General features: G+C 72.0%; 27 protein-coding genes. 15 read left to right on the top strand and 12 right to left on the bottom strand.

The annotated features are described in order from the left end of the window. Window positions 1-54: 54 nt before the first annotated feature. The 4 genes from AB0C87_RS37490 to AB0C87_RS37475 form a co-directional block, all read right to left on the bottom strand. Window positions 55-1278, bottom strand: coding sequence for a cytochrome P450 (locus tag AB0C87_RS37490; protein ID WP_360581580.1), 1224 nt, complete (start codon window positions 1276-1278; stop codon window positions 55-57). Between the two features lie 144 nt (window positions 1279-1422). Further along, window positions 1423-2706: a citrate synthase gene (locus tag AB0C87_RS37485; protein WP_353832657.1), complete on the bottom strand. Its 1284-nt coding sequence runs from the start codon at window positions 2704-2706 to the stop codon at window positions 1423-1425. Window positions 2707-3144: 438 nt separating this feature from the next. Next, window positions 3145-4047, bottom strand: coding sequence for a serine/threonine-protein kinase (locus AB0C87_RS37480; RefSeq protein ID WP_360581579.1), 903 nt, complete (start codon window positions 4045-4047; stop codon window positions 3145-3147). Between the two features lie 89 nt (window positions 4048-4136). Then, on the bottom strand, window positions 4137-5075 hold the full coding sequence (locus AB0C87_RS37475; protein WP_360581578.1) for an aldo/keto reductase: 939 nt from the start codon (window positions 5073-5075) through the stop codon (window positions 4137-4139). Between the two features lie 126 nt (window positions 5076-5201). On the opposite strand from AB0C87_RS37475, the gene AB0C87_RS37470 reads away from it, so the two are divergent. Together AB0C87_RS37470 and AB0C87_RS37465 are read left to right on the top strand one after the other, a co-directional pair. After that, window positions 5202-6116, top strand: coding sequence for a hypothetical protein (locus tag AB0C87_RS37470; protein ID WP_360581577.1), 915 nt, complete (start codon window positions 5202-5204; stop codon window positions 6114-6116). A gap of 11 nt (window positions 6117-6127) precedes the next feature. Further along, complete coding sequence (locus tag AB0C87_RS37465) at window positions 6128-6778, top strand: nucleoside triphosphate pyrophosphohydrolase (protein ID WP_360581576.1); 651 nt, start codon at window positions 6128-6130, stop codon at window positions 6776-6778. 724 nt (window positions 6779-7502) lie between these two features. Here the strand turns inward: AB0C87_RS37465 and bioB are convergent. Together bioB and AB0C87_RS37455 are read right to left on the bottom strand one after the other, a co-directional pair. After that, entirely contained in the window at window positions 7503-8660 is a 1158-nt protein-coding gene (gene bioB / locus AB0C87_RS37460; RefSeq protein ID WP_360581575.1) for a biotin synthase BioB, read from the bottom strand. Between the two features lie 702 nt (window positions 8661-9362). Then, window positions 9363-9593: a hypothetical protein gene (locus tag AB0C87_RS37455; protein ID WP_353832652.1), complete on the bottom strand. Its 231-nt coding sequence runs from the start codon at window positions 9591-9593 to the stop codon at window positions 9363-9365. A gap of 158 nt (window positions 9594-9751) precedes the next feature. On the opposite strand from AB0C87_RS37455, the gene AB0C87_RS37450 reads away from it, so the two are divergent. Continuing rightward, the gene (locus tag AB0C87_RS37450; RefSeq protein WP_360581574.1) at window positions 9752-10435 is read left to right on the top strand and encodes an alpha/beta hydrolase; all 684 of its coding nucleotides are present in this window, start codon (window positions 9752-9754) and stop codon (window positions 10433-10435) included. A gap of 58 nt (window positions 10436-10493) precedes the next feature. Here the strand turns inward: AB0C87_RS37450 and AB0C87_RS37445 are convergent, their stop codons facing one another. Then, on the bottom strand, window positions 10494-11087 hold the full coding sequence (locus tag AB0C87_RS37445) for a DUF4291 domain-containing protein (RefSeq protein WP_360581573.1): 594 nt from the start codon (window positions 11085-11087) through the stop codon (window positions 10494-10496). 35 nt (window positions 11088-11122) lie between these two features. Further along, the gene (locus tag AB0C87_RS37440) at window positions 11123-11827 is read right to left on the bottom strand and encodes a TetR/AcrR family transcriptional regulator (protein ID WP_360581572.1); all 705 of its coding nucleotides are present in this window, start codon (window positions 11825-11827) and stop codon (window positions 11123-11125) included. 87 nt (window positions 11828-11914) lie between these two features. Between AB0C87_RS37440 and AB0C87_RS37435 the strand changes: the two genes are divergently transcribed. After that, a complete protein-coding gene (locus AB0C87_RS37435; RefSeq protein ID WP_345186009.1) occupies window positions 11915-12811 on the top strand; it encodes a TIGR03620 family F420-dependent LLM class oxidoreductase in 897 nt (298 codons plus the stop codon). A gap of 42 nt (window positions 12812-12853) precedes the next feature. Here the strand turns inward: AB0C87_RS37435 and AB0C87_RS37430 are convergent, their stop codons facing one another. Together AB0C87_RS37430 and AB0C87_RS37425 are read right to left on the bottom strand one after the other, a co-directional pair. Beyond that, window positions 12854-13510 (bottom strand): response regulator transcription factor, encoded by a 657-nt coding sequence (locus AB0C87_RS37430; RefSeq protein ID WP_345186014.1) that lies wholly within the window; start codon window positions 13508-13510, stop codon window positions 12854-12856. Between the two features lie 8 nt (window positions 13511-13518). Beyond that, the gene (locus AB0C87_RS37425; protein ID WP_360581571.1) at window positions 13519-14655 is read right to left on the bottom strand and encodes a histidine kinase; all 1137 of its coding nucleotides are present in this window, start codon (window positions 14653-14655) and stop codon (window positions 13519-13521) included. 158 nt (window positions 14656-14813) lie between these two features. Between AB0C87_RS37425 and AB0C87_RS37420 the strand changes: the two genes are divergently transcribed. The 3 genes from AB0C87_RS37420 to AB0C87_RS37410 are packed head-to-tail and all read left to right on the top strand — an operon-like array spanning window position 14814 to window position 17271. Further along, window positions 14814-15719 carry an ATP-binding cassette domain-containing protein gene (locus AB0C87_RS37420; protein WP_345186019.1) on the top strand — a complete coding sequence of 302 codons (906 nt, stop codon included), beginning with the start codon at window positions 14814-14816 and terminating at the stop codon, window positions 15717-15719. Further along, entirely contained in the window at window positions 15716-16492 is a 777-nt protein-coding gene (locus AB0C87_RS37415) for an ABC transporter permease (RefSeq protein WP_360581570.1), read from the top strand. The genes AB0C87_RS37420 and AB0C87_RS37415 overlap by 4 nt, the downstream gene beginning before the upstream one ends. Then, the gene (locus tag AB0C87_RS37410; RefSeq protein ID WP_353832647.1) at window positions 16489-17271 is read left to right on the top strand and encodes an ABC transporter permease; all 783 of its coding nucleotides are present in this window, start codon (window positions 16489-16491) and stop codon (window positions 17269-17271) included. The genes AB0C87_RS37415 and AB0C87_RS37410 overlap by 4 nt, the downstream gene beginning before the upstream one ends. Window positions 17272-17350: 79 nt before the next feature. On the opposite strand, the gene AB0C87_RS37405 is transcribed toward AB0C87_RS37410, so the two are convergent. Further along, the gene (locus AB0C87_RS37405) at window positions 17351-17659 is read right to left on the bottom strand and encodes a hypothetical protein (protein ID WP_345186027.1); all 309 of its coding nucleotides are present in this window, start codon (window positions 17657-17659) and stop codon (window positions 17351-17353) included. Window positions 17660-18240: 581 nt separating this feature from the next. On the opposite strand from AB0C87_RS37405, the gene AB0C87_RS37400 reads away from it, so the two are divergent. Continuing rightward, a complete protein-coding gene (locus AB0C87_RS37400; protein WP_345186073.1) occupies window positions 18241-19107 on the top strand; it encodes a helix-turn-helix transcriptional regulator in 867 nt (288 codons plus the stop codon). 10 nt (window positions 19108-19117) lie between these two features. Here the strand turns inward: AB0C87_RS37400 and paaI are convergent, their stop codons facing one another. Beyond that, a complete protein-coding gene (gene paaI / locus AB0C87_RS37395) occupies window positions 19118-19516 on the bottom strand; it encodes a hydroxyphenylacetyl-CoA thioesterase PaaI (RefSeq protein ID WP_345186077.1) in 399 nt (132 codons plus the stop codon). 133 nt (window positions 19517-19649) lie between these two features. Here paaI and AB0C87_RS37390 point away from each other — a divergent pair, with 133 nt between their 5' ends. The 7 genes from AB0C87_RS37390 to AB0C87_RS37360 all read left to right on the top strand — a co-directional run bounded on the left by AB0C87_RS37390 (window position 19650) and on the right by AB0C87_RS37360 (window position 25390). Then, window positions 19650-20051, top strand: coding sequence for a nitroreductase family deazaflavin-dependent oxidoreductase (locus AB0C87_RS37390; protein ID WP_345186030.1), 402 nt, complete (start codon window positions 19650-19652; stop codon window positions 20049-20051). A 105-nt stretch (window positions 20052-20156) separates the two neighbouring features. Beyond that, complete coding sequence (locus tag AB0C87_RS37385) at window positions 20157-21287, top strand: phosphotransferase (protein ID WP_360581569.1); 1131 nt, start codon at window positions 20157-20159, stop codon at window positions 21285-21287. A gap of 152 nt (window positions 21288-21439) precedes the next feature. Beyond that, window positions 21440-22306 (top strand): NAD(P)-dependent oxidoreductase, encoded by an 867-nt coding sequence (locus tag AB0C87_RS37380; RefSeq protein WP_345186036.1) that lies wholly within the window; start codon window positions 21440-21442, stop codon window positions 22304-22306. 80 nt (window positions 22307-22386) lie between these two features. Beyond that, a complete protein-coding gene (locus tag AB0C87_RS37375) occupies window positions 22387-22776 on the top strand; it encodes a VOC family protein (RefSeq protein ID WP_345186038.1) in 390 nt (129 codons plus the stop codon). Window positions 22777-22789: 13 nt separating this feature from the next. After that, the gene (locus tag AB0C87_RS37370; RefSeq protein WP_360581568.1) at window positions 22790-23392 is read left to right on the top strand and encodes a class I SAM-dependent methyltransferase; all 603 of its coding nucleotides are present in this window, start codon (window positions 22790-22792) and stop codon (window positions 23390-23392) included. A 67-nt stretch (window positions 23393-23459) separates the two neighbouring features. Next, window positions 23460-24299, top strand: a complete 840-nt coding sequence (locus tag AB0C87_RS37365) for a hypothetical protein (protein WP_353832644.1) — start codon at window positions 23460-23462, stop codon at window positions 24297-24299. Then, window positions 24296-25390, top strand: coding sequence for a hypothetical protein (locus AB0C87_RS37360; protein WP_345186045.1), 1095 nt, complete (start codon window positions 24296-24298; stop codon window positions 25388-25390). The genes AB0C87_RS37365 and AB0C87_RS37360 overlap by 4 nt, the downstream gene beginning before the upstream one ends. Window positions 25391-25396: the final 6 nt, after the last annotated feature.

Here is a 25396-nt window from a genome sequence, read left to right as displayed (position 1 = left end):
GCGCCACGGGAGGGACGGCAACGCCTGCGGCAGGCCGAGACCTTTCGGTGGGATTCAGAACGCGCAGGGCAGGGACTTGATCCCATTGATGAAGCTCGCCCGCTGACGGACGGGCGGCGCGGTGGCGTGCAAGGTGGGCAGTCGCGTGTACAGCTCGCGTAGCAGCGCCGTGATCTCGCGGCGGGCCAGGTGCGCGCCGAGGCAGAAGTGCGGTCCGGGGGCGCCGAAACCGAAGTGCGGGTTGGGCGAGCGCGTGACGTCGAACGCGTGCGAATTCTTGAAGACGCTCTCGTCCCTGTTCGCCGAGTTGTAGTAGAGGACCACCCGGTCTCCGGCGCGGTAGACGTGGCCGCCCAGCTCGTGGTCGCGGGTCAGCGTCCGGCGCATCCACGTCACCGGGGTGGAGTAGCGGACGATCTCCTCGACGGCGGCCGGAAGCCGGACGTCCAGGTCCCCCAGGAGGACGTCCCGCTGCTCAGGGTTGTCGGTGAGCAGGCACAGGGCGTGCGACAGCGCGTTGCGCGTCGTTTCGTTCCCTGCCACGACCAGCAGCGAGAAGAAGCGGCCCAGGTCGGTGTCGTCGAGGGCCTCCCCGTCGACGTTCGCATGAGTCAGCGCGGTGACGAGGTCGTCGGCGGGGTTCTCGCGGCGCAGGCGGCCGAGATCGGCCATGAGTGCGTGCAGGAGGGAGAACTTCTCCCTGAGGACGACCGTCCTTTCGGCTCCGTCAGGGCCGACGTAGTCGGGGTCGCCGATGGCGGTGATGACGTTCGTGGCGTCGATGACGTCGTCGTACGCGGATTCCGGGATGCCCATCATCGAGCAGATGATCCGCAAGGGCATCGGCATGGCGACGTGCTCGACGAAGTCGCACGGGCCGCGCTCGGTCAGCTCGTCCACGATGTGGCGGGCCAGGACGGCGACGTCCCCCGTGACCCGCTGGACGAGGCGCGGCGTGAACGAGCGGGAGACGATCCGGCGGAGCCGCGCGTGCCGGGGATCGTCGATGCTGATCATGGAGCCGGTGTAGGCGGCTACCTGAGGGGGCGGGTCGACCAGGCTGACCGCGGTCGGCTGCGAGCTGAACACCTGGGGGTTCCGGCTCGCCTCGGCGACCTCCTCGTAGCGGACGATCGCGTAGAACCCCGGTTCGTCCGCTACGGGGCAGAAGACCGGCCCTTCCGTGGCCCGCAGGGAGGCGAACAGTTCGTCGCGTCGGTCCTGCGGCTTCGACCAGAAATCCAGGCTGACAAGGCTGCTCTCGGCGATGGAGGGCATGGGGGAGCGCCTTCCGCTGGGGAGTCGTCGCCCCCAGGCTAACCCGGCCGCGCCGCCGAAGATGATCAAGCGGCGGGCGGGGTGGGGACCCCGCCCGCCGCACGCGCACTCCCGCCGTCCCGGGGCCGCGCCCGGGAACCGCCGCTAGCGAGCGGAAAGCTCCACGAAGTGGCGCTCGCCCGGCCCCACGTAAACCTGGCGCGGACGCCCGATCTTTGTGGACGGGTCGTTCATCATCTCGCGCCACTGGGCGATCCAGCCGGGGAGCCGGCCCAGGGCGAACAGCACCGTGAAGGCGTTCGTCGGGAAGCCCATCGCCTTGTAGATGACGCCGGTGTAGAAGTCCACGTTCGGGTACAGCTTGCGCTCGATGAAGTAGTCGTCGCTGAGGGCGACCTCTTCGAGGCGCATGGCCAGGTCCAGCAGCGGGTCGGACTTGCCGAGCGCGTCCAGGACCTTGCCCGTCGCCTTCTTCACGACGGCGGCGCGCGGGTCGTAGTTGCGGTAGACGCGGTGCCCGAAGCCCATGAGCTTGACGCCGGGCTCCTTCTTCTTGACGCGCTCGACGAACGAGTCAATGTCGTCGCCGTTGTCGTGGATGCGCTCAAGCATCTCCAGGACGGCCTGGTTGGCGCCACCGTGCAGGGGGCCGAACAGAGCGTCGACGCCCGCGGACACCGAAGAGAACAGGTTCGCCTGGCTGGAGCCCACCAGTCGCACGGTGGAGGTGGAGCAGTTCTGTTCGTGGTCGGCGTGCAGGACGAACAGCATGTCCAGCACGCGCGCGATCTCCGGGTCGATCTCGTACGGCTGCGTGGGCAGGCCGAACATCATGCGCAGGAAGTTCTCCACGTACCCGAGCGAGTTGTCGGGGTAGAGCAGCGGCTGGCCGTTGGACGTCTTGTAGGCGTAGGCCGCGATGGTCGGGAGCTTCGCGATGAGCCGGATGCTCGACCGGTCGACCTGCTCCGGGTCGAACGGGTCGAGGCTGTCCTGGTAGAACGTCGACAGGGCGCTGACCGCGGACGACAGTACGGCCATCGGGTGTGCGCGGCGCGGGAAGGCGGAGAAGAAGGCGCGGAACTTCTCGTCCAGCAGCGTGTGGTGGCGGACGCTGTCGGTGAACGCGCTCAGCTGGTCGGCCGTCGGCAGCTCGCCGTAGATCAGCAGGTAGGCCACTTCGAGGAAGGACGATTTCTCCGCCAGCTCCTCGATGGGGTAGCCCCGGTAGCGCAGGATCCCCGCCTCACCGTCGATGTAGGTGATGGCCGACGTGGTGGACGCCGTGTTGGTGAAGCCCGGATCGAGCGTGACATGGCCCGTCTCCTTGAGGAGACTGCCGACGACCAGCCCCGACGGACCCTCGGTCGCCTCGCTGACCTCCAGAGGCATGCGGCCGCCCGCGTGGTCGAGCTCGAAATCCGACATACTCGCTCACTCCCAACTGCGTCCACACCTGCGTAGACGTTCCGGTTTCATCGTATCCACGTGATCACAGGGGCTGATCCGGGCCGTCCCCGTTGACGGCGGACCGGCCGGTCGCGCGGGCGCGCGAGCCGTTCACGACTCGCCATGCCCGCTCCACCGGCACTCGCGGACGCGGCGACCCGACCGTCCCGCCCGCATAGCGAAACGGGACGATTTGACCTGAAACGCCTCGTCCGACTGGCCTGGGCAGAAAGCTGGACGGTCAGCAGCGATCGACCAGAATTCGCCCTCCCCACCGGTCGTCCCGGCCGGTCGGCCGGTGAGGCGTTCTCATGATCTCGCGCGCCGGGAGAGGATGCCACGGCGGCCGTCCGGCGCCGCGCCGGTGCAGACGGGGAAAGTGAGAAGAATCTCAGCCCTGCCGCCAGGGCCGGCAGGTCATATCGGCCCGTGCACGTCCTCAGGGCGCGGCTCACGCAAGGTGGGCTGGTCCGCTGTCAATTCCACCAGCGTCCGTTCCCGGACGTCGATCAATTGCTCGACGTCCAGTGGTGGCCACTCCTCGCCGTAGTGCGCGTCCAGCAACGTGCTCAAGGCGACGAGGATCTGCTCGGGTGTCGGACGTTCCCCTGGGTCCTTCGACAGACAGCGCGTGACGAGCCCCAGCATGGGAGCCGGCAGGAGGGCTAGGTCGGGCTCGCCGTAGACGATGCGTCCTCGAACCTTGCGCCCGTCACCGAAGGGTGCCGCACCGGTCGCCGCGTAGACGAGCGTCGACCCCAGGGAGAACACGTCGCTTTCCGGATGGACGGGATCGCCGAGAGCCTGCTCCGGTGACATGTACGCGGGCGTCCCCAGAATCTCTGTACGCGACAGCGGAAGAGCGTCCAAGAGCCGGGCGATTCCGAAGTCGATGACTCGAGGACCGTCAGAGGCGAGCAGGACGTTGGACGGCTTCAGGTCGCGGTGAACGATCCCCGCCCCATGGATCGCGATCAACGCCTCCGCCAGTCCGGCCCCCAGGCGGCAGGCCGTCTGCTCCTGGAGCGGCCCCTTCTCCCGGACGACTGCGGAGAGGCTCACACCGCGGATGTACTGCGTCGCCAGCCACGGCTGCGGCGCGTCCGGATCGGCGTCGACGACGGGCGCCGTGTAGAAACCGCTCACGGAGCGGGCCGAGGTGACCTCGCGGCGGAACCGTTCCCTCCACTTGGGGTCGTCCAGCAGTTCCGGCCGGATGACCTTCACGGCGACCAGCCGCCTGCTGGGCGACGCCCCGAGGAACACCTCGCCCATTCCACCGGAACCGAGCCGCGAGACGACGCGGTAGGGGCCGATCATCTGGGGCGGTTCGGGCTGCGGGGGCACGGCGATCCGATCATGGTGAGGGTGCTCAAATCGTGCCACGGCACGGGGGTTCGTCCGACCGCTCACGCCCAGGAAAGCGCGCTCCGTTCGGCCCAGTAGCGTTCCGCCGGGACGTTCAGCCCAGCCAGCTCCTCCAGGTCGCCCTCGTCGAGGAGCACCTCTGTCGCCGCGAGGTTCGCCCGCAACTGGGCCGGGCTCACGGCGCCGATGAGGACGGTCCGGGCCCAAGGCTTGCTGAGCGCCGCCGCCAGAGCCACAGCGTCCGGCCCCGCATGGTGCTTGGACGCGACGTCTTGCACCCTCACGGGGGGCTGCACAGCGAGCCTGCCGTTGGCCAGCACTTCCTTCAGCAGCACATGCAGTCCGTTTTCGTGGGCCTCGCGCAGCGCGTCCTCAGCGGAGGTCTCCAGGATGTTCCACGTCGACTGGACCGTGCTGAACAGCCTCTGACCGGCCGCCTCCAACCCGATGGCACGTCTGATCGTGTCCGCCTGCCGTGGTCCAGACGTCGAGAACCCGACGCGGACCCCCTCACCGGCCAACTGGGCCAGAGCCTCCTGCAGGGGGACGTCCTGGAACAGCGGACTCTCCTCGGTGAGTGAGTGCACCTGGTAAACGGCCAGGTGCCCGCCCAGAAGTCTTCGCGTCTCTTCGTGCTGGGTCTGGAAACGGCTAAGGCTGTGCTCCTTGACCTCATGCACCTTCGCGTCGGTCTTCCACTCACCCACGTAGGCGTAGCCCCACTTGCTCGACACGCGGATCCCTTCGGGAGCACGTGCCTCTAGCCAGCCGCCAAGGAACTCCTCTGCCAGGCCGTAGGAGCGCGCAGTGTCCACCCATCGGACGCCTGCCGCGTACGCAGCGTCGAGGACGCTCCAGGTCGCCTCGCGCATCGCCTCCACGCTCCGTCCGGGCGGCAGTTCCCCGGCGCTTCCCACGTTGATGTAGGCCGGCCGCCCCAGCGCGGCGAGCCCGACTCCGAGCCGACGTATCGCGTCCATCCCCCCAGCCTTCCACGCAGAAGCCCGGCTGCCTTTATCCACAGAATCCCGTTCGCCTCGGCCCGCCCGGCGGCCTCCCCGATGCTGGACCTCGCACGCCGGTCCACCTGCCACGAGGAGGCTGCAATGCGCGTCACCATCACGGTCCCCGAAGAGACGACCGCCGATTTCGTCGTCGCGACCGACAGGAACCCCGACGACCTGGCGGCGGCGATCCTCCGGAGGTTCTCCGGCTCCTTCGCGGCGGCGATCTCGGAAAGGCTCGGCTCTCCCCGACTCGCGCTCACGTGCCACCCCGCCGCGAGCTCCCCCTGGGACCTTTCCGGCATCACCGGCGCGGACGCCGACGACACCGAAAGGCTCCGCCAGGCGACGCACCACATCGCCGTCACGTCCGTCCTGCCGGCCGGTGACCTGCCGTTAGGGCCTCACCTCGCCCGGGCCGCGGCGAAGGCGGTCGCCGAATCGGTCTGCGGCGTCCTGGTGGACCCACTGTCGGGCCAGGTCCTGCCCGTCGTGCCCTTCGGAAGATTCGACGAGTTCACCCTCGCCGACGACTGGCTCGGCGCCGCCCTGCCGCCCTACCGGAACTCTGGCCGCTGCACCGCCGACGAGGACGACATCGACGGCTGCTCCTGCGTCTACCTCACGACCCGGGGGCTGTGCCGGTTCGGCCTGCCCGAACTGCAGATCACCGGCGTCGCCTGCCCGCACGACCTGGCCGCGCTGAACGTCCTGCGCACCACCGCCCAACGGCTGCTGCCACTCGGCAGGCATCCGGGAGAGCATGCCCTGCCTGCGGAGTTGCTGCTGACGAGCGCCGATTTCTCCGGTTTCTGGGGCAACCGCGAGTCCATGTGGGACGACGGCCCTCTCGCCGTACACATCACCGAGGTGACGCCGCACCGCCTGGCCGTACGCCCGCCCGCGGACTTTCCGGGCACGCTGAACGAATGGCTGTGGGACGAGCTCCCGCCCATCCTCCATGAACTGCTCAGCTGCGAACCGGACCACGCCATGGCGGGCCATCCGAGTGGCTAACGTCGTCGGGCATGGAGACCGAGCAGGCACCGGGATCGCTCGCGAGGGCGCTGGCGGACGTGGCGGCAGAACGGGAAGCCCAAGACCGGAAGTGGGGCGTCCAGGAGTTCCCTGACGGAACCGGCCCGGGCTTCATCGCACCCGCCGAGGAGGCGAAGCAGGAATGCGCCGCGGCATGGTCGCGTGGCGAACTGACGTGGCGTCACATCCTCACCGAGGAGTTCTACGAGGCGCTGGCCGAGTCCGATCCGCGAAGTCTCCGCAACGAACTCATCCAGACGGCGGCGGTCGCCCTCAAGTGGGTCCAGTCCCTGGATCGGCGCCACGGCGGGACCGTGCACCAGACCGGGGACGGGCGCCGATCCGAGAAGCTCGTCCGCGACCGGATCCCCGAGATCATCCGGGACGCGGGCGGTTCCCCGGAAACACGGACCGCGGCCCCTGGGGAACAAGGGGCGTTGCTGCGCAACAAGCTCTACGAGGAGGCCGGCGAATACATCGCGTCCGACGACCCCGCGGAGCTCGCCGACCTTCTGGAGGTGCTTCACGCCCTCGCCGCCCTCCACGGCCTCTCACCCGAGGAACTGGAGGAGCGACGCGCCGCCAAAGCGGCGGACCGAGGTGGCTTCTCCAAGCGCCTCGTCCTTCGCCTCCCCCACTGACCTCCGAGCAATCAGCTACACCCAGGGCACCTCCAAACCCGGTGCGCCGTGTTCCGTCCTTGTACCGGGCGCCCGCCGAGACGGCGTACCCGGGTCATGCCCCGGGGCGCCGCTCCCGGCGAGAGCGTGTCGGCGCCAAGCACGGTTCACGGCGCTGAGAGTCTCCCTCGCCAGACGAAGACACACCCCCTCGTAGCCTGAGGAGCCACGCCACGAGGAGCGGACGGACCGCAGAGCGGCGACCCGGTCGAAGGCAAGAAGCCTGCGCCGAGCAGCCGAGCCTCGGGGACCAGCAGTACTGGTGTGAAATCGGTGGGTTCAGCGCGCGCCGGGGCTCGCGAACTCACCGCCCCAGGCAATCAAGTTCGCCACCCGGTCGACCGCATCGACCAAGCCAGCGACGCACTCGACCATCCCAACCGACGCCGCCCGTCGCTCCCCCGACCAGTGCCCCCGTGGCTCCCCCGACCAGTGCCCCCGTGGCTCCCTCGACCGGCGCCGCCCATGGCCTCCCCAACTAGCGCCACCCGCGCCCGCTCGACCGACACCGCCCGCAGCCCCCCAGCTAGCGCCGCACGCGCTCCCCAGCTAGCGCCACCCGCGCCTCCCCCGGCTGGCACTCCCAGTGGCTCTCTCGGCTGGCACCTCCCGTCGCTCCTTCAGCCGACAGCGCCCGCACCACTTCCGGCTGGCACCTCCCGTCGCTCTCCCTGCTGGCGCGGGGTCAGGCGTTGGGGGGCAGAGTGGTGCCGGCTCCGCGGCGGCGCACCGTTACCAGATCGGCTCGGGCAGGCGGGGAGGGGCGTGGAGGACCGACGGCGCGGCCATGAGCGTGTTCGCGTTCGGGTTCGTCATCGGATGCGGGGGTCTTCGAGCGCCTTCGGTGTTCGGGCAGTGTGGTGGTGGCCGTGTCCTCGACCTCGAAGCCCGCGTCGGCGATCATGTCGAGGTCGGCCTTGCCGGCCTGGCCCTCGCTGGTCAGGTAGTCGCCCAGGAAGATCGAGTTGACCACGTGCAGGGCGAGGGGCTGAAGCGTCCGCAGATGGATCTCCCGGCCGCCGGCGAGACGCACCTCCACGTCCGGGCAGACGAAACGCACCATCGCCAGGATGCGCAGGCACCGCTGCGGGGTGAGGGCCCACTTCTCGGCCATCGGCGTCCCCTCGAACGGGATCAGGAAGTTCACCGGGACCGAGTCCACGTCCAGGTCGCGCAGGGCGAACACCACGTCCACCAGGTCCGCGTCGCTCTCCCCCATGCCGGCGATCAGCCCTGAGCAGGCCGACAGGCCTGCCTCCTTGGTCTGCCGCACGGTGTCGACCCGGTCGCTGAACTCGTGCGTGGTGCAGATGTCCGCGTACGCGGCTTCGGCGGTGTTCAGGTTGTGGCTGTAGGCATGAACGCCGGCCTCTTGGAGCCGCCCCGCCTGCGCGCCGGACAGCAGGCCGAGACAGGCGCAGATCTCCACGTCCTCGTCGCGCTCCTTGATCGCCGAGATGATGCCGGCGACCCGCTCCACGTCCCGGTCGGTCGGACCGCGCCCGCTGGCCACCAGGCACACGCGCTTGGCACCACCGGCGACGCCCGCTTCCGCCGCTGCGGCCGCCTCTTCGGGCTTCAGCCAGGTGTAGGTCAGGACCCCCGCCTTGGACCCCAGCCGCTGCGAGCAGTAGGAGCAGTCCTCAGGACAGAGCCCCGACTTCAGGTTGACCAGGTAGTTCAGCTTGACCCGCCGCCCGAACCAGTGCCGGCGCACCTTGCCGGCGGCGGCCACCACGTCGAGCAACTCGTCATCGGAGGTTTCCAGCACCGCGAGCGCCTCGGCCCGGGACAGCGGCTCACGGCGCAGCCCCTTGCCGACCAGAGTCTCCAGCAGATCCATGGCGCCGATCTTCGCCGCCCGCGTGCGCCCCGCCAAGGCCCGGTTCGCACAAGAAGGTCGATGAAGATCTGTCGATCACGGCAGCGCGGGACCGGCACAGGCACACCCGCCGCCATGGCGGTCGGCACCATGCCCGTTCGCGGCCCGGACGTCATCGCCGCCCGGCCGTCCGAAGCCCCGACCCGAGGTCGGACAGGCTGCAGGCCGACTGGAGCGGGATCGCTGAGGTCGGCAGCGTCGTGCCGCGAGACGCCCTGAAAGGGGACCCCGACCGCCGGGCAGGAAGCACGGCGGACGGGCGTCGCTGGACGCCGCCCCCGGATACGGCATCCGCGCACCGATGGCCACGGCCTGTCCGGAGGGCCGAACCGTGGTGAACAACGGGTACCGAGCCCGGCAGCGTCACGACCACACCCGACGGTTAGAGGAACCACCGGCCCCCAGTGGGCAGCGCGACTTACGGGTGTCGCTGGACGCCGACGCCAGAGATGGCGCCTGCGCACAAGCGGGACCGGCCTGGTCGGACGCCGTGCCATGGCGAAGGCGACGTGTATCGGGCCTGGGATGTCAGAGCCCATCTGGTGGCTTGAGGGAGCCTCGGCCGACGGGCGGAAGTGCGGCTGGGTGGGGTGTTGGGTGCTCGGCTTGGGGACGGCGTCCGCGTGCGGGTGGGTTGGCTTGATTGGGACCAAGGGTGACGGGTCAGGGCCATACCTGGTGGAGGGTCCAGGGGCCCGGGCTGTGCGGGGCGATGACCTCGGCGATGGCGGGGCCGTCGGGTGTCGCGACCTGGAGGCGGTAGAACCTCGCCTGGCCCGGGGCCTGCCATTCCTCCAGGACGCGGCGCACGTGGTAGCGGCCTCGGGGGCCGGTGATGTGGGAGGGGCGGCCCGTGGGCGTGGTCTCAGCCGAGACCGGTTCATCGATCAGCACGGGACGACAAGCTAATACGAACACACGTTCGAAGCGAGCGACGCGCCGGGATGGTTCTCGCATTCAGGCGTCCGACCTTGATCGGGGCTTGAGGGGGAAGGGGAATGTCCGTGCGGCTCGCTAGTGTCGCTGCCGCCGCACTACGGAGGTCGATGAACATGGCGACGTACACACTCATCCCGGGCGCGGGCGGGCAGGCCTGGTTCTGGCATCGGCTGGTGCCGGAGCTGCGCGCTCGGGGGCACGATGCCGTAGCCGTCGAGCTTCCGGCCGGGGACGACGCCGCGGGGCTCTCGGAGTACGCCGACACGGTCGTCGAGGCGATCGGGGATCGGACGGACGTCATCCTGGTGGCGCAGTCGATGGGCGGATTCACAGCGCCGCTCGTCTGCGAGCGTGTGCCCGTCGACCTTCTGGTGCTGCTCAACGCCATGGTCCCGTCGCCAGGCGAGACGGGCGGTGATTGGTGGGGGAACACCGGGCAGGCGAAGGCGATGTCCGACCAGGCGATCCGGGAGGGACGGACACCGTCCGCGGAGTTCGACGTCGAGGAGTGCTTCTTCCACGACGTGCCGGACGACGTGAAGGCCGTGGCGCTGTCGCAGGAGACCGTGCAGTCGTCCACCCCGTTCGCGGAGCCGTGGCCGCTAAACAAGTGGCCCAGCACTCCGACCGTGTTCCTGCAATCACGCGACGACCGACTCTTCCCGCTGGAGTTCCAGAGGCGAGTGGTCGCTGAACGGCTCGGGATCAGCGTGGACGAGATGCCCGGAGGGCACCTCGTCGCTCTGAGCCGACCGCGCGAACTGGCCGACCGCCTGGATGCCTATCGCACGCGATGATGCGCAGCGCCTGCCCCGACACCTCTGCCAATTGACGGTACGCGCGGAGCACTATCGGCTACTGGGAGGCCCCAAGGCGGGCCGCCAGGGCGGGTGTCAGGGCATACGGGCGTTCCTTGGGGAGCAGGGCTCTGGCCTGAGGGGTGCGCCCGGCCTTGCGAAGTCCGTGGATCTTGCGGACCAGCGGGGTGAGGTCTTCGATGCCGAGGATCCAATCGTCGACGTAGCGGTCGACGATGTGGCGGCTGAGGCCTATCTGGATGCTGCGCGCTTCGAGTTTCCGGCCGTCGAGGGAGCGTTCGGGGTCCCACTGGACGTGCACGACCGCCTCCGCGAACCGGCGGCGCCATTCCTCGGAGCTCCGGAAGACGCGGCGGTCGGGATCGGTCGGGACGGCCAGCCCCAGTGCCTCCTCCCAGCCGGCCCGGCTGATCCGGACGGCGAGGATCGTCTCCTGACCTGGTTTGCGCGCCCAGTCGCTGCGGGCCATGAGCCACAGGAACGACGGTTTGATCCAGGTCATGCGGTTCCGGGAGAACGGCGGGACGAACGTGCCGTGCTCGGCGGCCGGGACGCCGATCTCCGGTGAGTACGCCTGGTAGACGGTGATCGAGTCGCGGTCGTGGCGGGCGCGGATCTCGCGTGTGCGCATGATCTGGCCAGCGTGGCGCGGGGGCGCGCCGCGGCTCAAGCGGTTTTCCGGCGGCGGTGCGCCTTCTGGCGGCAGGCGGTGCCGCAGAAGCGGGCGGGGCGGCCCGTCGGCGCCGAGGTGAAGGGCTTCCCGCACACCTCGCACCGCCTTTCGTTACGCTCCGGGGACAACGTTTCGTCGCCTTTCGTTACGGGTCGGAGCGCGTCGCACGCCAGCGCCGTCATGCGGCCGGGACTGCCCTCGGGGCGCCGCCGGCGTTCCATCAGCATGGCCCCGACCATGAGGGTGCGGACGTCGTCCACGTCGACGTCCGGACGGACCTCGCCGGCGGACTGCGCCCGCCGCAGAAGCTCCTCCAGCGCCGAGCCGAACTGCTCCTCCAGGCCGCGGGCGTCGAGCGTTCGCAGGTCCGCGGCCAGAGCGTCGCACAGGGCGTGGTTGAACATCGCGCGCTCCACGACCCACATGAGGAAGCCGTAGAAGGCCTCCCCCGGCTCCTCCGCCCGGACGAGGGCCTGCGCCTCGTCCACGATCCGCTCGATGCGGTCCGTGACGACCGCCTGGAACAGGGCCTCCTTGGTCGGGAAGTGCCGGTACACGGTCCCGGCCCCGACCCCCGCCCGGCGCGCGATGTCGTCGAGCGGGACGAGGCGGCCGTCCGCGGCGAAGGCCTCGAAGGCGGCTTCGAGGATGCGTTCGCGGTTCCGGCGCGCGTCGGCGCGCTGGGGCCGTCCGCTCACCGGGCGCCTCCTTGGTCGGTTGACAAACGGGGCGGACGTTCCGGTAACGTCCTAAGCGGGTTGCTCGTTCCGATTATAGGAGGACCGATGACGGCGGTGGACGCGGCGCGGGCCGGGCTCGGCAGGATCGGCGTCGGGCTCGTGACGCCCATCGCGCCGGCCGACGAGTGGCGGCGTGCGGCGCAGCGCGTGGAGCGCGCGGGCTACGGAGCGGTATGGGTGAACGAGGGCATCGGCGGCCGGGAGGTGTTCACGCAGCTGGGCGTGATGCTCGCCGCGACGGAGCGGATCGTCGCCGGCTCGGCGATCGCGAACCTGTGGGCGCGGCATCCCGCCGCCATGCAGGGGGCCGCGTCGGTCCTGGCCGACGCCTACCCCGGGCGCCTCGCGCTGGGTGTGGGCGTCAGCATGGGGGCGATCGTGGAGCGGAGCGGGCAGAAGTGGTCCAGTCCGCTGAACCGGATGCGCGAGTACCTCGACGGCATGGACGCGGCCGTCGAGGCGGCCCCGGTGCCCGAGAAGCCTTTTCCGCGGCTGCTCGCGGCCCTGGGCCCGAAGATGCAGGAGCTGGCCCGGGACCGTGCGGACGGAGCGCTCCCCGCCGCGATGCCCGTCGAGCACACCAGGCAGGCCCGGGGAAGGCTCGGCGAGGGCAAGCTGCTCGTCGTCATGCAGACCGCCATCCTTGAGACGGATCCGGTGAAGGCGCGCGCACTCGCGAGAGGGACCGGGATGCTGGAACTCCCAGGGTCCCCCTACATCCGCTCGCTCAAGACGCTCGGCTACGACGACGGCGCGGTCTCCGGCGGCGGGTCCGACGAGGTCATCGACGCATGCTTCAACTGGGGCGACGAGACGGCCGTGGCCAAGCGGATCCAGGAGCACCTCGACGCGGGAGCCGACCATGTCTGCGTCACGGTGTTCGCCCCCGACCTGGCCTCGGCCGCCGACCAGTACGAACGCCTCGCCCCGGCACTCCTGTGACCACCACGCCGGCACCGGGGCCCGGCCTGGTCCGGGCAGATGTCAGCGGGGGCGGATGAGGCCGGTTTCGTAAGCGGTGATGACCAGCTGGGCCCGGTCGCGGGCGTGGAGTTTGGCGAGCAGGTGGCCGATGTGGGTCTTCACGGTGGCGGGGCTCAGGTGGAGGTGCTCGGCGAGTTCGGTGTTGGACAGCCCTCGGGCGATGAGGGCGAGGACCTCGCGCTCGCGCTCGGTGAGGGTGTCCAGCGCGGCGGGCGGGGGCTGCGCCGGGCCGGGGCGGCGGACGAACTCGGCGATCAGCCGCCGGGTCACCGACGGGGCCAGCAGCGACTCGCCGGACGCGACGACGCGGATCGCCGACAGCAGGTCGGCGGGCGGGGTGTCCTTCAGCAGGAAGCCGCTCGCCCCGGCCCGCAGCGCCGAGTACACGTAGGTGTCCAGGTCGAACGTCGTGAGGATCAGCACGCGGACGCCGGGGATGTCCGCGCAGATGCGCTGGGTGGCCTCGATGCCGTCCATCTCGGGCATGCGGACGTCCATGAGGACGACGTCCGGGCGTTCCCGGGCGGCCAGTTCGACGGCCTCGGCCCCGGTGCCGGCCTCGCCGACGGTGCGCAGGCCGGGCGCGGTGTCGATCAGGACGCGGAAGCTGCCGCGCAGCAGGGCCTGGTCGTCGGCGACGAGGACGCTCAGATCCAACGGGGTTCCTAGGAGTCGTACGGGAAGGCGGCGGACACGGCGAAGCCGCCTTCGGGACGCGGGCCGGCGGTGAAGTCGCCGCCGTACATCATGACGCGTTCGCGCATGCCGATGAGCCCGTGCCCGCCGCCGCCCGGCAGGACGCGGAAGCCGGGCCCGTCGTCGGTGACGTCGATGCGCATGCGGAGCCCGTCGGCGCGGACGCGGACGCGGCAGCCCGCGGGGGCCGCGTGCTTGACGACGTTGGTGACCGCCTCCTGGACGATGCGATAGGCGGAGAGGGCGACGCCGTCGGGGAGCTCCCCGGCGTCGACGTCCAGGTCGACGTGGACGCCGGCCATGGCGGCGCGTTCGGCGAGGCCGGGCAGGTCGGCGAGGCCCGGGGACGGGGCGAGGTCGGCGTCGGCGGCGCCGGTGCGCAGGACGCCGAGGAGCTGGCGCATCTCGGCGAGCGTGCCGCGGCTGGTGGTCTCGATGACCCGGAGGGCGTCGAGGGCCTCCTCGGGACGGGCCTCGGCGACGTGGACGGCGACGCCGGCCTTCACGGCGATGAGGCTCATGCTGTGCGCGACGACGTCGTGGAGCTCGCGGGCGATGCGGAGCCGCTCGCCGGAGACGGCCTCGTCGGCGAGGCGGCGGGCGGCGTGCGCGGCGTGGGCGCGGCGTTCGCGGACGAGCCGGCCGAGCGTCCAGGACGCGCCCAGCACGGAGGCCCCGAGCAGAACCCTTCCGAGGATCTCGGCCTGCGCTCCGACAGGACCGGCGACGGCTCCGGCGAAGATGAACACGGCGCTGACGACGCCGATGAGCAGCGTGGGGACCCAGCGGCGGCGCCGCCGGGTGAGCGCGACCTGGTAGAGGGCGAACCCCGCGGCGGCGTAGGTGTCCCAGGGCAGGCCGAGGATCAGCGCGGCGGTCGAGGCGGACAGGACGGCGGCGAAGACCGGGACGGGCCACAGGCGCCGAACCGCGAGGGGCAGGGCCGCCGCGGCGACGAGCGGGACGAGGAGGAGCGGCGGGGCGCCGGTGCCCGCCGGGAGCGCGAGGAGCACGAGGGCGTAGAGGAGCGCGGCCCCGGCGTCGAGGCCGATGAGGCCGCGCCGGCTGAGCCGCGGGAGCGGGGAGCGCAGCTCGGATTCGTCCACGTCACGAAAGGTAGCGGCACGGGCGGTGCCCGCGCCTCGGTCCGGTGTCCGTCATACCTGGGGTGGAGGCGGCGGGACGTTCTCGGAGCACGGTCGCACGCGCGGTTCCCGCCCGCGTTCCGATGTGCGCGGGGCGGCCGCGTACGACCCTCGACTGCATGATCGAGATACGCGAGCTGACGAAGCGCTACGGGGGCACCACCGCGGTGGACCGCCTGTCGTTCACGGTGAGGCCGGGGACGGTGACGGGGTTCCTCGGCCCGAACGGGGCGGGCAAGTCGACGACGATGCGCATCGTGCTGGGTCTGGACCGTCCGGCGTCCGGTGAAGCACTGGTCGGCGGGCAGCGGTACACGGCGCTGAAGCGGCCGATGCGCGAGGTGGGAGCGCTGCTGGACGCGGGCGCGGTGCAGGGCGGGCGCCGGGCGTTCGACCATCTCGGCTGGATGGCGCGCAGCAACGGGATCGGGATGCGGCGGGTGGCGGAGGTCCTGGAGCAGGTGGGGCTCGCCGGGGTCGCGCGCAAGCGGGTCGGCGGGTTCTCGCTGGGGATGCGGCAGCGGCTCGGGATCGCCGCGGCGCTGCTGGGCGATCCGGGGGTGCTGATGTTCGACGAGCCGGTGAACGGCCTGGACCCCGACGGCGTGCGCTGGATCCGCGAGCTGATGCGGGCGCTGGCCGCCGAGGGCCGGACGGTCCTGGTGTCCAGCCATCTGATGAGCGAGATGGAGCTGACGGCCGACCGGCTGGTCGTCATCGGGCGCGGGCGCCTGATCGCGGACACGTCGGTGCGGGAGCTGGCGGACCGGTTCCGCCGCGGGGTGCGGGTCCGCTCGCCCCGTCCGGCGGAGCTGAGCGGCGTGCTCGCCGCGGCGGGGGGCTCGGTCGAGTCCGTGCCGGGCGGGGCCCTCACGGTCACCGGGCTGGACGTGGCCGCGATCGGCGACACGGCCGCGGCGCACGGGATCCCGCTGTACGAGGTGACGCCGCACAGCGCCTCTCTGGAGGAGGCCTACATGGAGCTGACGGCGGGGAGCACCGAGTTCGGGGCGGTGGCGCCGTGATCGACGCGCTCGCCGCGGAGTGGTACAAGCTCCGGACCATCCGCTCGACCTTCGCCGTCCTCGGAACGATCGCGGCGTTCATGCTGCTCTGTGTTCTGTGGTCCTGGTACGTGACCCGCTACTGGGACGGCCTGCCGGCCGCGAAGAAGGCGAGGGCGAGGGCGGCCCCGGCGGAGCAGCCCTTGGTCGTGGCGCTACCGGTGTGCGCGGTGGTGCTGGGGGCGCTGACGCTCACGTCGGAGTACGCGCATGGCATGGTCCGGACGACGCTCGCCGTCCTGCCGAACCGCCTGGCCTTGTACGCGGCCAAGGGGGCGGTGGCGGCGGGGACGGTGCTCACCGCGTCACTGGCCGCGCTCGCCGCCGGAACCGCCGCCGGGAACCCGATCGTGGGCGATCGTCCCGTGGCCACGTTCCAGGGGCCGGTGCCGGACGTCGCGGTCCATCTGCTGTGGCTCGGCCTGACGACCGCCGCGATCACGCTGATCGCCTTCGGGCTGGGAGCCGTCCTCCGCTCCACCGCCGCGACGATCACCGCGGGCATGGCCGTGCTGTTCGTGGCGCCCGCCCTGGCCCAGTTGCTGCCGTCGCCGTGGGACGAGCGGATCTGGTCGGCGCTTCCCGGAAGCCTGTCCAACCAGATCGCGGGTGCGCCCGGCTCGTCGACCGACCACGGCGTGCTGGCGCCGGCCGCCGCGATCGCGCTGCTGGTCGCGTACACGGTGGCCGCGCTCGCGGTCGGCGCCCTCTCGTTCACGCGGAGGGACGCGTGATCGCCCACGCGGTCGCCGCCGAATGGCGCAAGCTGCGCTCGATCCGCTCGACCTACTGGGTGCTGGCCGCGACGGCGGCCTTCACCGGGTTCACCGTGCTTCTCGCGGTGCAGATGGCGCACGTCTGGGACGGCCTCGCCGCCGACCGCCGCGACGACCTCCTGCTGCGCCCGCTGCAGGAGCTCAGTGTGTGGGCGGCGTCGCTGTGCCTGGCGGTGCTCGGCGCGCTGTCCGTCACGTCCGAGTACCGCACGGGGATGATCCGCACGACCCTCACCGTGCTGCCGCGGCGCCGCGCGCTGCCGGCGGCCAAGGCGGCGGTGGTCGGGACGGTCGCCCTGGTCGCCGGGGAGGCCGCGACGGTCGGCTCGTTCCTCGGCACCCGGCTGGTCATCGGCGACCGCCCGTTCCCGGACCAGCACGCCTCCGTCGCCCACGACCTGCCCGGCTTCCTCATCGAGGGGACGGCGGTGCCCGTGTTCGCGCTGCTCGGGCTGTCCCTCGGCGTGCTCCTGCGGTCCACGGCGGGGACGCTCGTGTCGGTGGTGTTCCTGTGGCACGTCCTGCCGCTGCTGGTCTTCCACCTGCCTCAGCCGTGGAGCGAGCGCGTCGGCTCGGTCATGCCCGGCGGCCTGCCCGCCCAGATGGCGGGGCTCAGCGCGGACAACTCCGTCTACGGCGATCTGCTGTCCCCCGGCGCGGCGACCGGCCTGCTGCTCGCATACGCGCTCGTACCGCTCGGCCTGGCCGCCCTCGTCCTCGCCAGGCGCGACGCCTGAGGGCCCGGAAGCCATCGACGGCGGCGTCCCCGTGCGGGGCGCCGCCGCTCGTTTCTGGGAACTCGCGCGGAGGAAGGTCTCAGCCGGTCCGCAGGGAACTCGCCCGAATCGCCAGTCGCTCGCGGAGCATGTCGACGGCCTCGTCGATGCGGGGGGCGGCGGCCTGCGCGCGCACGCGCCGGCCGTCGAGCTCGACGACGGCCTGGGCCAGGGCGGGGCGCGGCAGCGACCGGTCGGCCACCACGCTCAGCGTGACCTGGACGGACGTGACGCCGCCGATGCCGGTCAGCGCCTCCCGGACGGCGCGCTCGGCCGCCGCGCGCTCGTGGGCCGAGACGTCGCCCGAGGTCAGGAACCGGATCTCCGGTCGTTCACGGGTCACATTCATGGGTCCTCCCAGTTGCGTGGGACGTACTCGCCTGTCGAACGGCGGCCGCGACCGCCGCTCTGAAGGGTGAACGCCGCGGGCGCTCGGAATCGCGCCCGCGCGGGACGAGAGCTTCATCACTCGCCCGGCCGGCTCGCGGAACATACTCCGGGGAATGTTGGCCAAATAAGTGGTCAGGGGACATTCACGAGGACGACGACAGCCCGCGAAATAGCCTGTCAGGATTGGACGCCCCCTTTGCGGGAGAGCCATCCGCAATTCATGCTCCGCCGTCGGCCCCAGTGCCGGGAAAATGACCTCGGCGGCGACTCCGATGCAACGGCTCTGCAACGTTCCGCAGCCGCATCGCCACCGACAGCACTGGTCACGGGGACTCCGCTGCGGCTTCGCGCACGTCAACCGCCGTTCGGGCACACCCGGACCGCAAGGCGGTATTCCTACTTCCCAAAAACGTCCGAGCATCCTCTAACATAGTGCGGTGCCGTTCCGCCCGCGAGCAGACCCGTCGACTGGCTGGTGACCCCTTGTCCCAGGATTCAGCTGCCCCAACACCTCCGGCCGAAGGTGATCCGGCCGGACGGCTGATCGATTATCCGCGCCGCGGCGGGCCCACTGTCCTGCGCATTCTCCTCGGCGCGCAGTTGCGGCGGCTGCGCGAGTCGCGCGGCATCTCCACCGAGCAGGCGGGCTACGAGATCCGCGGTTCGCACTCCAAGATCAGCCGAATGGAACTGGGCAGGGTCGGCTTCAAGGAGCGCGACGTCGCCGATCTGCTCACCCTCTACGGGGTCTCCGACCCCGCTGAGCGCGCCCCGCTGCTGGCGCTCGCCAAGGAGGCCAACACCCCCGGCTGGTGGCACCGGTACGGCGACATCCTCCCGAGCTGGTTCGAGGTGTATCTGGGGCTGGAGGAGGCCGCCTCCCTGCTGCGCACCTACGAGTTGCAGTTCGTCCCCGGGCTCCTGCAGACCGAGGACTACTCGCGCGCCGTCATCCGGCTCGGATACTCCGACGCCAGTGACGAGGAGGTCGAGCGCCGCGTCCAGATCCGCACCACCCGGCAGGAGCGGTTCACCTCCCCGGACGCGCCGACGCTGTGGGCCGTGCTGGACGAGGCGGTCGTGCGCCGTCCGCTCGGCGGCCGCGAGGTGATGCGCGACCAGATCCGGCATCTGATCGAGGTGTCGGAACTGCCCAACGTCACGCTCCAGATCGTGCCGTTCGGCGCGGGAGGGCACGCCGCCGCGGGAGGCCCGTTCACGATCCTGCGCTTCGCCGAGCCCGGCCTGTCCGACGTCGTCTACCTGGAGCAGCTCACCAGCGCGCTCTACCTCGACAAGCCGACCGACGTCGACACCTACATGCGCGCGATGAACAACCTGTGCATCACCGCCGAGCGCCCCGACGAGACGGCGCGCTACCTCACCCGCGTCCTGAACGAGCTGTGACCCGTGCGCCTCAGGGCGCGCCGCCGTCGATGACGCGCTGGTCCCGGCTCCGGCTCCCGCCGCGGAACTCCGCGATGACCTCCCCGCCGGGGACGCGCCGCACCGTGACGTCGTAGACGCCGCTCCGCCCGTAGCGGGTGCGTTCGACCGCCGTCGCCTCCAGGACGTCGCCGCCGCGCGCGCTCGCGACGAACACCACGTCGGCGGACGCCGCGACCGTCACGGAGTCATAGGTGTTGCACGCGTAGGCGAAGGCGGAGTCGGCGAGCAGGAACAGATAGCCGCCATGGGCGATCCCGTGCCCGTTCACCATGGTCTCGGCCACCGTCATCCGCAGCCGCGCCCGCCCCGGCGCGATCTCGGTGATCCGCATGCCGAGGTCCTGCGCCACCTTGTCCTGCGCGTACATCGTCTCGGCGCACCGCCGCGCCACCTCCGCCGCATCATCCACCACGCCAGGGTAGTGATCCCGGGAAGGGCGGCCCCGACTCGCGGGTTACAGAGGGGCGCCCCCATGGCCAGGGCGAAATGAGGAGAGAACCATGTTGTACGGCAAGGAACACGTCGAGCGGTACCAGGCGACCGACGGTGCGGAGGGACACGACTGGAACGGCACCGTCACCCTCCTGCTCACCACCACCGGACGGCGCAGCGGCAAGGAGCACACGACGCCGCTCATCTACCAGACGGAAGGCGACGCCTACCTCGTCGTGGCGTCCAAGGGCGGAGCGGACGAGCCGCCGCTCTGGTACCGCAACCTGCAGGACACCCCCGAGGTGAAGGTGCAGGTGAAGGGCGACAAGTTCACCGCGCGGGCCCGCACGGCGACACCCGAGGAGAAGCCGCCCCTCTGGCGGAAGATGGCCGCCACGTGGCCGGACTACGACGAGTACCAGAAGAAGACGGACCGCGACATCCCCGTCGTCGTCCTCGAACGCGTCTGAGACGCGGGGCGGCGCGGTTCACTTTCGCGCCGCGGCCGGGACGTGTAGCGTCGGCGTAGAACACTCATTCGACCGCCGTCCGTCCGAAGCAGCCGAGGTGCCGAGGTGCCGACGTCCCAGAGTGCTGACGCCAGAGACAGGGCCGACGCCGAACACCGGGCCGGCGACGGCGGGCAGGCGGCGGACGACGGCGCCACCGGCGCGGATCCGCTTCCACCGCGGCTGCTGAAGCGCTGGGAGATCGGCGCTCCGGGCACGGCGACCCCGCTGGTGGCCGGGCCGGGCGGCCGGAGCTGGCGCGTCGACGCGGCGGGCGGGGCGTTCTTCCTCAGGGAGCACACCGGCGCCGACCGGCGCCGCCTGCTGTTCCAGCACGGCGTCACGGCCGCGCTCGACGCGGCCGGCCTTCCGGTCCACGCGCCCGTGCCGGCGCGGAACGGCCGAACGCTGGTCACGGCCGCCGGCCGCGGATACGTCCTGTATCCGTGGGTCGGCGGCCGCGGCCGCGACGGCCTGGAGCTGACGTTCACCCAGTGCGAGGCCCTCGGCGAGCTGCTCGGACGCCTGCACGCCGCGCTCGACGAGCTCACGCCGCCCGTCCAGCAGAGCATGCTCGTGCCGGCTCCGCGGGCCGCCGACGCGGCCGCCGCCGTCGAGGCGATGCTGCGCGACGTCCCGGACGGGGACGGCACCGACTTCGACGCGCTGACCGCGCGCCGCCTGCGGGAACGCCGCGCCCTGCTCACCGAGTTCGCCGGGCACCAGCCGCCCGACATCGAGGTGAGCACGGTCGGGCACCTGCACGGCTCGTTCCATGCCGAGCACCTCCGCTACGGCGGGTCGGGCAACGTCACCGCCGTGCTCGGCTGGGACGGCCTCACCACGGGCCCGGTCGCGGGAGAGGTCGTGCGCTCGGCGGCGCGGCTGTTCGCCTGCGAGGACGATCGCGGCCTCGATCTCGACCGCGTCCAGGCGTTCGTGCGCGGGCACCGCTCCGCCTTCCCGCTGGACGCCGGCCAGATCCAGTCGGCCGTGCACCGCGAATGGTGGGAGCGGCTCTGCGACGTCGCCCCGCTGCGGCACCGCTACCTCGGCGAGGACGGCGCGGGCGAGCGCGCTCCCGCCACGCTCGTGAGCTGGTGGTCGGCGCATCTCGACCGCACCCTCGACGCCTTCGCCGTGCCCTACACCGCCGTGTACGCCGACGCGCCGGGCGACAGCCCCGCCTACGGCTGACCGGCCGCCCCGCCGGTCGGACGGCGCGGCGGCGCATCCCGCCCTCCCGGCGGGTAAGGACCCTGCGGATGCGGATCGGACCGCGATGTGCGAGCCTCGTCCCGCACGATTATGTATCGAACAGTCCATAAGCAGTCCATAAGGAGGGGCAGATGACTCAGGTCGCAGTGCTCGGCACCGGGATCATGGGCGCCGCGATGGCCCGCAACCTGCTGCGGAACGGCCACGGGGTCGCCGTCTGGAACCGCACGGCCGCCCGCGCGGAGCCGCTCGCCGCCGACGGCGCCGCCGTCGCGGCCTCCCCCGCCGAGGCCGTGCGGGACGCCGACGTCGTCATCACCATGCTGAACGACGCCGAGACCGCCCTGGCGGTGATGGACGAGGCCGCCCCCGGGCTGAGCGCCGGGCAGGTCTGGGCGCAGATGGGCACGGTCGGCGTCGCGGACGTGCCCCGGCTGGCCCGGTTCGCCGACGGCCACGGGCTGGCGTTCGTCGACGCGCCCGTTCAGGGCACCAAGCAGCCCGCCGAGCAGGGCAAGCTCATCATCCTCGCGGCCGGGCCGCAGGACGCGCGCAAGGTTCTGGAGCCGGTCTTCGGCGCGGTCGGCGGCAAGACGGTGTGGCTGGACGAGGACGGCGCGGGCGGCGCGGGCACCCGGCTCAAGCTGGCCGCCGTGAGCTACGCCATCTCGCTGACGTCGGTCGTCGCCGAGTCGGTCGCGCTGGCGCAGGGCCTCGGGCTCGACCCGTCCCTGCTCGGCGAGGTCCTCACCGGCGGCCCGCTCGACAGCCCCTACCTGCAGGTCAAGATGAAGGCGATGCTCGACGGCGACTTCGAGCCGAGCTTCGCGGTCCGCAACGCCGAGAAGAACACCCGGCTCATCCACGACTCGGCCGCGGCAGCGGGCGTCCGCGTCGACGTCAACGACGCGGCGGGCGAGCGCTTCCGGCGCGCGATCGAGCAGGGGCACGGCGACGAGGACATGGCCGCCACCTACCGCGCGAGCTTCGCGGACTGAACCGGGCCGGCACCGGGCCGACTCGCGCGGGCGGGCGCGCCGGTACGCGCGCCGGGCGGCGCCGGGGTCAGGATGGTGCCATGGACGTACTGAGCAGCCGCATCCTGCTTCGCCCCGCCGACCCGGCGCTGACTCAGCGCTTCTACCGCGACGTGCTGGGACTCGCCGTGTACCGGGAGTTCGGTCCGGCCGACTCCCCCGGCGTGGTGTTCTTCCTCGGTCCGGGCCTGCTGGAGGTGTCGGGGCACGGCGGCGGCCGGACCGGGTCGTCGCCGATGCTCTGGCTCCAGGTCCGCGACGTCCGGGACGAGCACGACCGGCTCGCGGCCGCCGGCGCCCGCGTCACGCGGGAGCCGCGCGAGGAGCCGTGGGGACTGGTCGAGATGTGGATCGAGGACCCCGACGGCGTCAAGATCGTTATTGTGGAGGTGCCGGAGGGGCACCCCCTCCGCCGCGACCCGCGCTCCTGACCCGGCGGTGACGATGACCGGCGACTACTGGAACCACAACACGCACTACCACGGCGTCGTGCTGCGCAACGTGCCGCGCGGATGCGGCGAGGCGCTGGACGTCGGCTGCGGCGACGGCCTGCTGGCGCGCCGCCTCGCGCCCCGCGCGGTGCACGTCACCGGGCTCGACCGGTCGCCGAACATGGTCGCCGAGGCGGCGCGGTCGAGCGAGGGCGTCGGCAACGTCGACTTCGTCGAGGCGGGCCTCCTCGAATACGACCTGCCGGAGGACTTCTACGACTTCGTCTGCAGCGTCGCCGCCATCCACCACATGGACTTCGTCAAGGGCCTGACGGCGATGCGCGGCGCCGTCAGGCCGGGCGGCACCCTGGTGGTCATCGGCCTGGCGAGCAACAAGGGGCCGCGCGACCGGGCGTACGCGGCGGCCGGCCTCCCGGCGCACTACTTCCACCGGTTCCGCAACCGCCGGCGCGCGGGCGACCCCGACGCCCCGGTCATGGACCCCGACATGACGTGGGGCGAGGTGCGGGACGAGGCGCTGCGGCTGCTGCCCGGCGCCGTGTTCCGCAGGCACCTGCTGTGGCGCTACTCCCTCGTGTGGCGCAGGCCGCGCTGACCCCGTCCGGACCCCATAAAACTGGAAAACACTGGAAGTGTCGGGAAGTACCTGTACTGTCTGCCGCATGTCCCGGCCCCCCGGCGTCCCGACCCCCGACGAGCTGGAGGCGCGCATCACCGAGCTGCGCGCCGCCGTGCGCCGGGCCATGGCCGCCGGCGACCGGGTGCGGGCCCGCGAGCTGCGCGCCGAACTGCGCCGGGGCGAGGCGGCGTGGGACGACGCCGTCCTCGGCGAGACCACCGGGCCCGGCGCCCGCCGCGACGCGCACGCCGGCCCGCGCGGCCTGCTGCCCGTCCGGGAGCAGGTCCACCAGGCCCTCACCCTGCTCGGGGCGCCCGCCGCGCCGAAGCTGATCGGGTCGGTGTACGCGGCGTTCTTCCCCGGCGAGATCCCCGGGAGCAGCCTGACGAGCCTGCGCCGCGACGAGGAGCGCTCCTTCCGCACCGCGCCGTACGCGCGCCCCTACTACCTGTGCGCCGCGCTGACCGCCGACCTGCTCGCCCCCGCGCGCGGCCTGCTCACCGTGAGCACGTGGCCGCTGGAGCAGCGCGTCGTCGGGCCGCTCAGCCCGCGCACCGACTTCCTCACCTGCGCGCTGCGCCTGGCCGAGCACGCCGGACGCGGGTCGCCGTCGCCGGACGTGCAGCGGCTGCTGTGGCGTTTCGCGTCCAACATTCCCGGTGCGGCCACCGGTACGGTCGGTACAGTCGATCCGGCCGTGCTCGCCGAGGCCGCCCGGGCCGAGCTGGACGTGCACCGCGCCTCGGACCGGCGGCGGCGCGAGTCGGCCGCGGCACGCGCCCGGGAGCGGCTCGACGACGCCGAACGGCTGTTCGGCACCCGGCTGCGGGCCCTGCGGGATCCCGGCCGGCGCCCCGCCATCAACGGAGAGACGGACCGATGACCGACACCGCGCCGGACCTGGACCGGCTGCGCGGCGACGCGCCCCCGCGCAACCACGACGCCCGCACGATCGCCGCGCTCACGTCCAATCCGGGCTGCGCCCGCCGCGGGGTGATGGACGCGGCGGGCGTCGACAAGGACGCGGTCGCGCGGGCCCTGGGCTTCCCCGCGCCGTTCGGCCAGTCGCAGTTCGCGATCACGCGCGGGAACGCGTTCGAGGCGCAGGTGAAGGCGGACGGCTGCGCGGAGCTGCTGACGCTGCTGCGCGAGCGGCTCGGCCTCGCCGTCCCCGAGGTCGCCTACGACGACCTGGAGGTGGTCGCGGGCAACGAGGGCCGGGAGCTGCGGCACTCGCGCACCCGGCGGCTGGTCGCCCGCGCGCTGGAGACCGGCGAGGGGACGCTGTTCGACCATCCGCTGCTGCGGCTGGAGATCGCCGGGCGGCCCGCCTACCTGGAGCCGGACGTGATCGCGTTCCAGCTCGAAGGCCGGATGCACGTCATCGAGATCAAGTCGTTCGCGGTCGTGGACGGGCAGGCCGAGCCGGAGCAGGTCGCGGCGGCGGCCCGCCAGTCGGCGGTGTACGTGCTGGCGCTGCGGCGCCTGGCGGCCGAGCTCGGGCACGACCCGGCGCGCGTGTCGCACGAGGTGTTCCTCGTCTGCCCGGAGAACTTCTCGAACCGGCCCACCGCGACGCCGCTGGACGTGCGTCCCCAGCTCGCCGTCCTGGAACGGCAGCTCGCGCGCCTCACCCGCGTCGACGACATCCTCGCCGAGCTGCCGGACGACCTGACGTTCGCGCCCGGGGACGCGCTCGCGGAGTCCGTGCGGGCCGTCGAGGCGCGGTACGCGCCCGAGTGCATGGCGGGCTGCGAGATGGCGCTGTTCTGCCGGGACGAGGCGCGGGCGTGCGGCTCGACGGGCGCGCTCGGCCGGTCCGTCCGCGACGACCTCGGCGGCATCGACACGATCGGCGCCGCACTCGCGCTGGCGGACGGGTCGCTGCGTCCCTCCGACGACCTGGCCGAGACGGCCGAGCAGCTGCGCGCCGCGGCCCGGCTGCGCGACGAGGCGCTGCACGGGGCCGCGTGATCCGCC

The sequence above is a fragment of the Actinomadura sp. NPDC048021 genome (genome assembly GCF_040653135.1).
Taxonomy (GTDB): Bacteria; Actinomycetota; Actinomycetes; order Streptosporangiales; family Streptosporangiaceae; genus Spirillospora; species Spirillospora verrucosospora.
This window is presented reverse-complemented; position numbering and strand designations above follow the sequence as displayed.

Excerpts from the sequence above, each read along its gene's own strand:
- AB0C87_RS37490 (WP_360581580.1), bottom strand. The coding sequence starts at position 1,278 with ATGCCCTCCATCGCCGAGAGCAGCCTTGTCAGCCTGGATTTCTGGTCG.
- AB0C87_RS37485 (WP_353832657.1), bottom strand. The coding sequence starts at position 2,706 with ATGTCGGATTTCGAGCTCGACCACGCGGGCGGCCGCATGCCTCTGGAG.
- AB0C87_RS37480 (WP_360581579.1), bottom strand. The coding sequence starts at position 4,047 with ATGATCGGCCCCTACCGCGTCGTCTCGCGGCTCGGTTCCGGTGGAATG.
- AB0C87_RS37475 (WP_360581578.1), bottom strand. The coding sequence starts at position 5,075 with ATGGACGCGATACGTCGGCTCGGAGTCGGGCTCGCCGCGCTGGGGCGG.
- AB0C87_RS37470 (WP_360581577.1), top strand. The coding sequence starts at position 5,202 with ATGCGCGTCACCATCACGGTCCCCGAAGAGACGACCGCCGATTTCGTC.
- AB0C87_RS37465 (WP_360581576.1), top strand. The coding sequence starts at position 6,128 with ATGGAGACCGAGCAGGCACCGGGATCGCTCGCGAGGGCGCTGGCGGAC.
- bioB (WP_360581575.1), bottom strand. The coding sequence starts at position 8,660 with ATGGATCTGCTGGAGACTCTGGTCGGCAAGGGGCTGCGCCGTGAGCCG.
- AB0C87_RS37450 (WP_360581574.1), top strand. The coding sequence starts at position 9,752 with ATGGCGACGTACACACTCATCCCGGGCGCGGGCGGGCAGGCCTGGTTC.
- AB0C87_RS37445 (WP_360581573.1), bottom strand. The coding sequence starts at position 11,087 with ATGCGCACACGCGAGATCCGCGCCCGCCACGACCGCGACTCGATCACC.
- AB0C87_RS37435 (WP_345186009.1), top strand. The coding sequence starts at position 11,915 with ATGACGGCGGTGGACGCGGCGCGGGCCGGGCTCGGCAGGATCGGCGTC.
- AB0C87_RS37420 (WP_345186019.1), top strand. The coding sequence starts at position 14,814 with ATGATCGAGATACGCGAGCTGACGAAGCGCTACGGGGGCACCACCGCG.
- AB0C87_RS37405 (WP_345186027.1), bottom strand. The coding sequence starts at position 17,659 with ATGAATGTGACCCGTGAACGACCGGAGATCCGGTTCCTGACCTCGGGC.
- paaI (WP_345186077.1), bottom strand. The coding sequence starts at position 19,516 with ATGTACGCGCAGGACAAGGTGGCGCAGGACCTCGGCATGCGGATCACC.
- AB0C87_RS37390 (WP_345186030.1), top strand. The coding sequence starts at position 19,650 with ATGTTGTACGGCAAGGAACACGTCGAGCGGTACCAGGCGACCGACGGT.
- AB0C87_RS37380 (WP_345186036.1), top strand. The coding sequence starts at position 21,440 with ATGACTCAGGTCGCAGTGCTCGGCACCGGGATCATGGGCGCCGCGATG.
- AB0C87_RS37375 (WP_345186038.1), top strand. The coding sequence starts at position 22,387 with ATGGACGTACTGAGCAGCCGCATCCTGCTTCGCCCCGCCGACCCGGCG.
- AB0C87_RS37370 (WP_360581568.1), top strand. The coding sequence starts at position 22,790 with ATGACCGGCGACTACTGGAACCACAACACGCACTACCACGGCGTCGTG.
- AB0C87_RS37365 (WP_353832644.1), top strand. The coding sequence starts at position 23,460 with ATGTCCCGGCCCCCCGGCGTCCCGACCCCCGACGAGCTGGAGGCGCGC.
- AB0C87_RS37360 (WP_345186045.1), top strand. The coding sequence starts at position 24,296 with ATGACCGACACCGCGCCGGACCTGGACCGGCTGCGCGGCGACGCGCCC.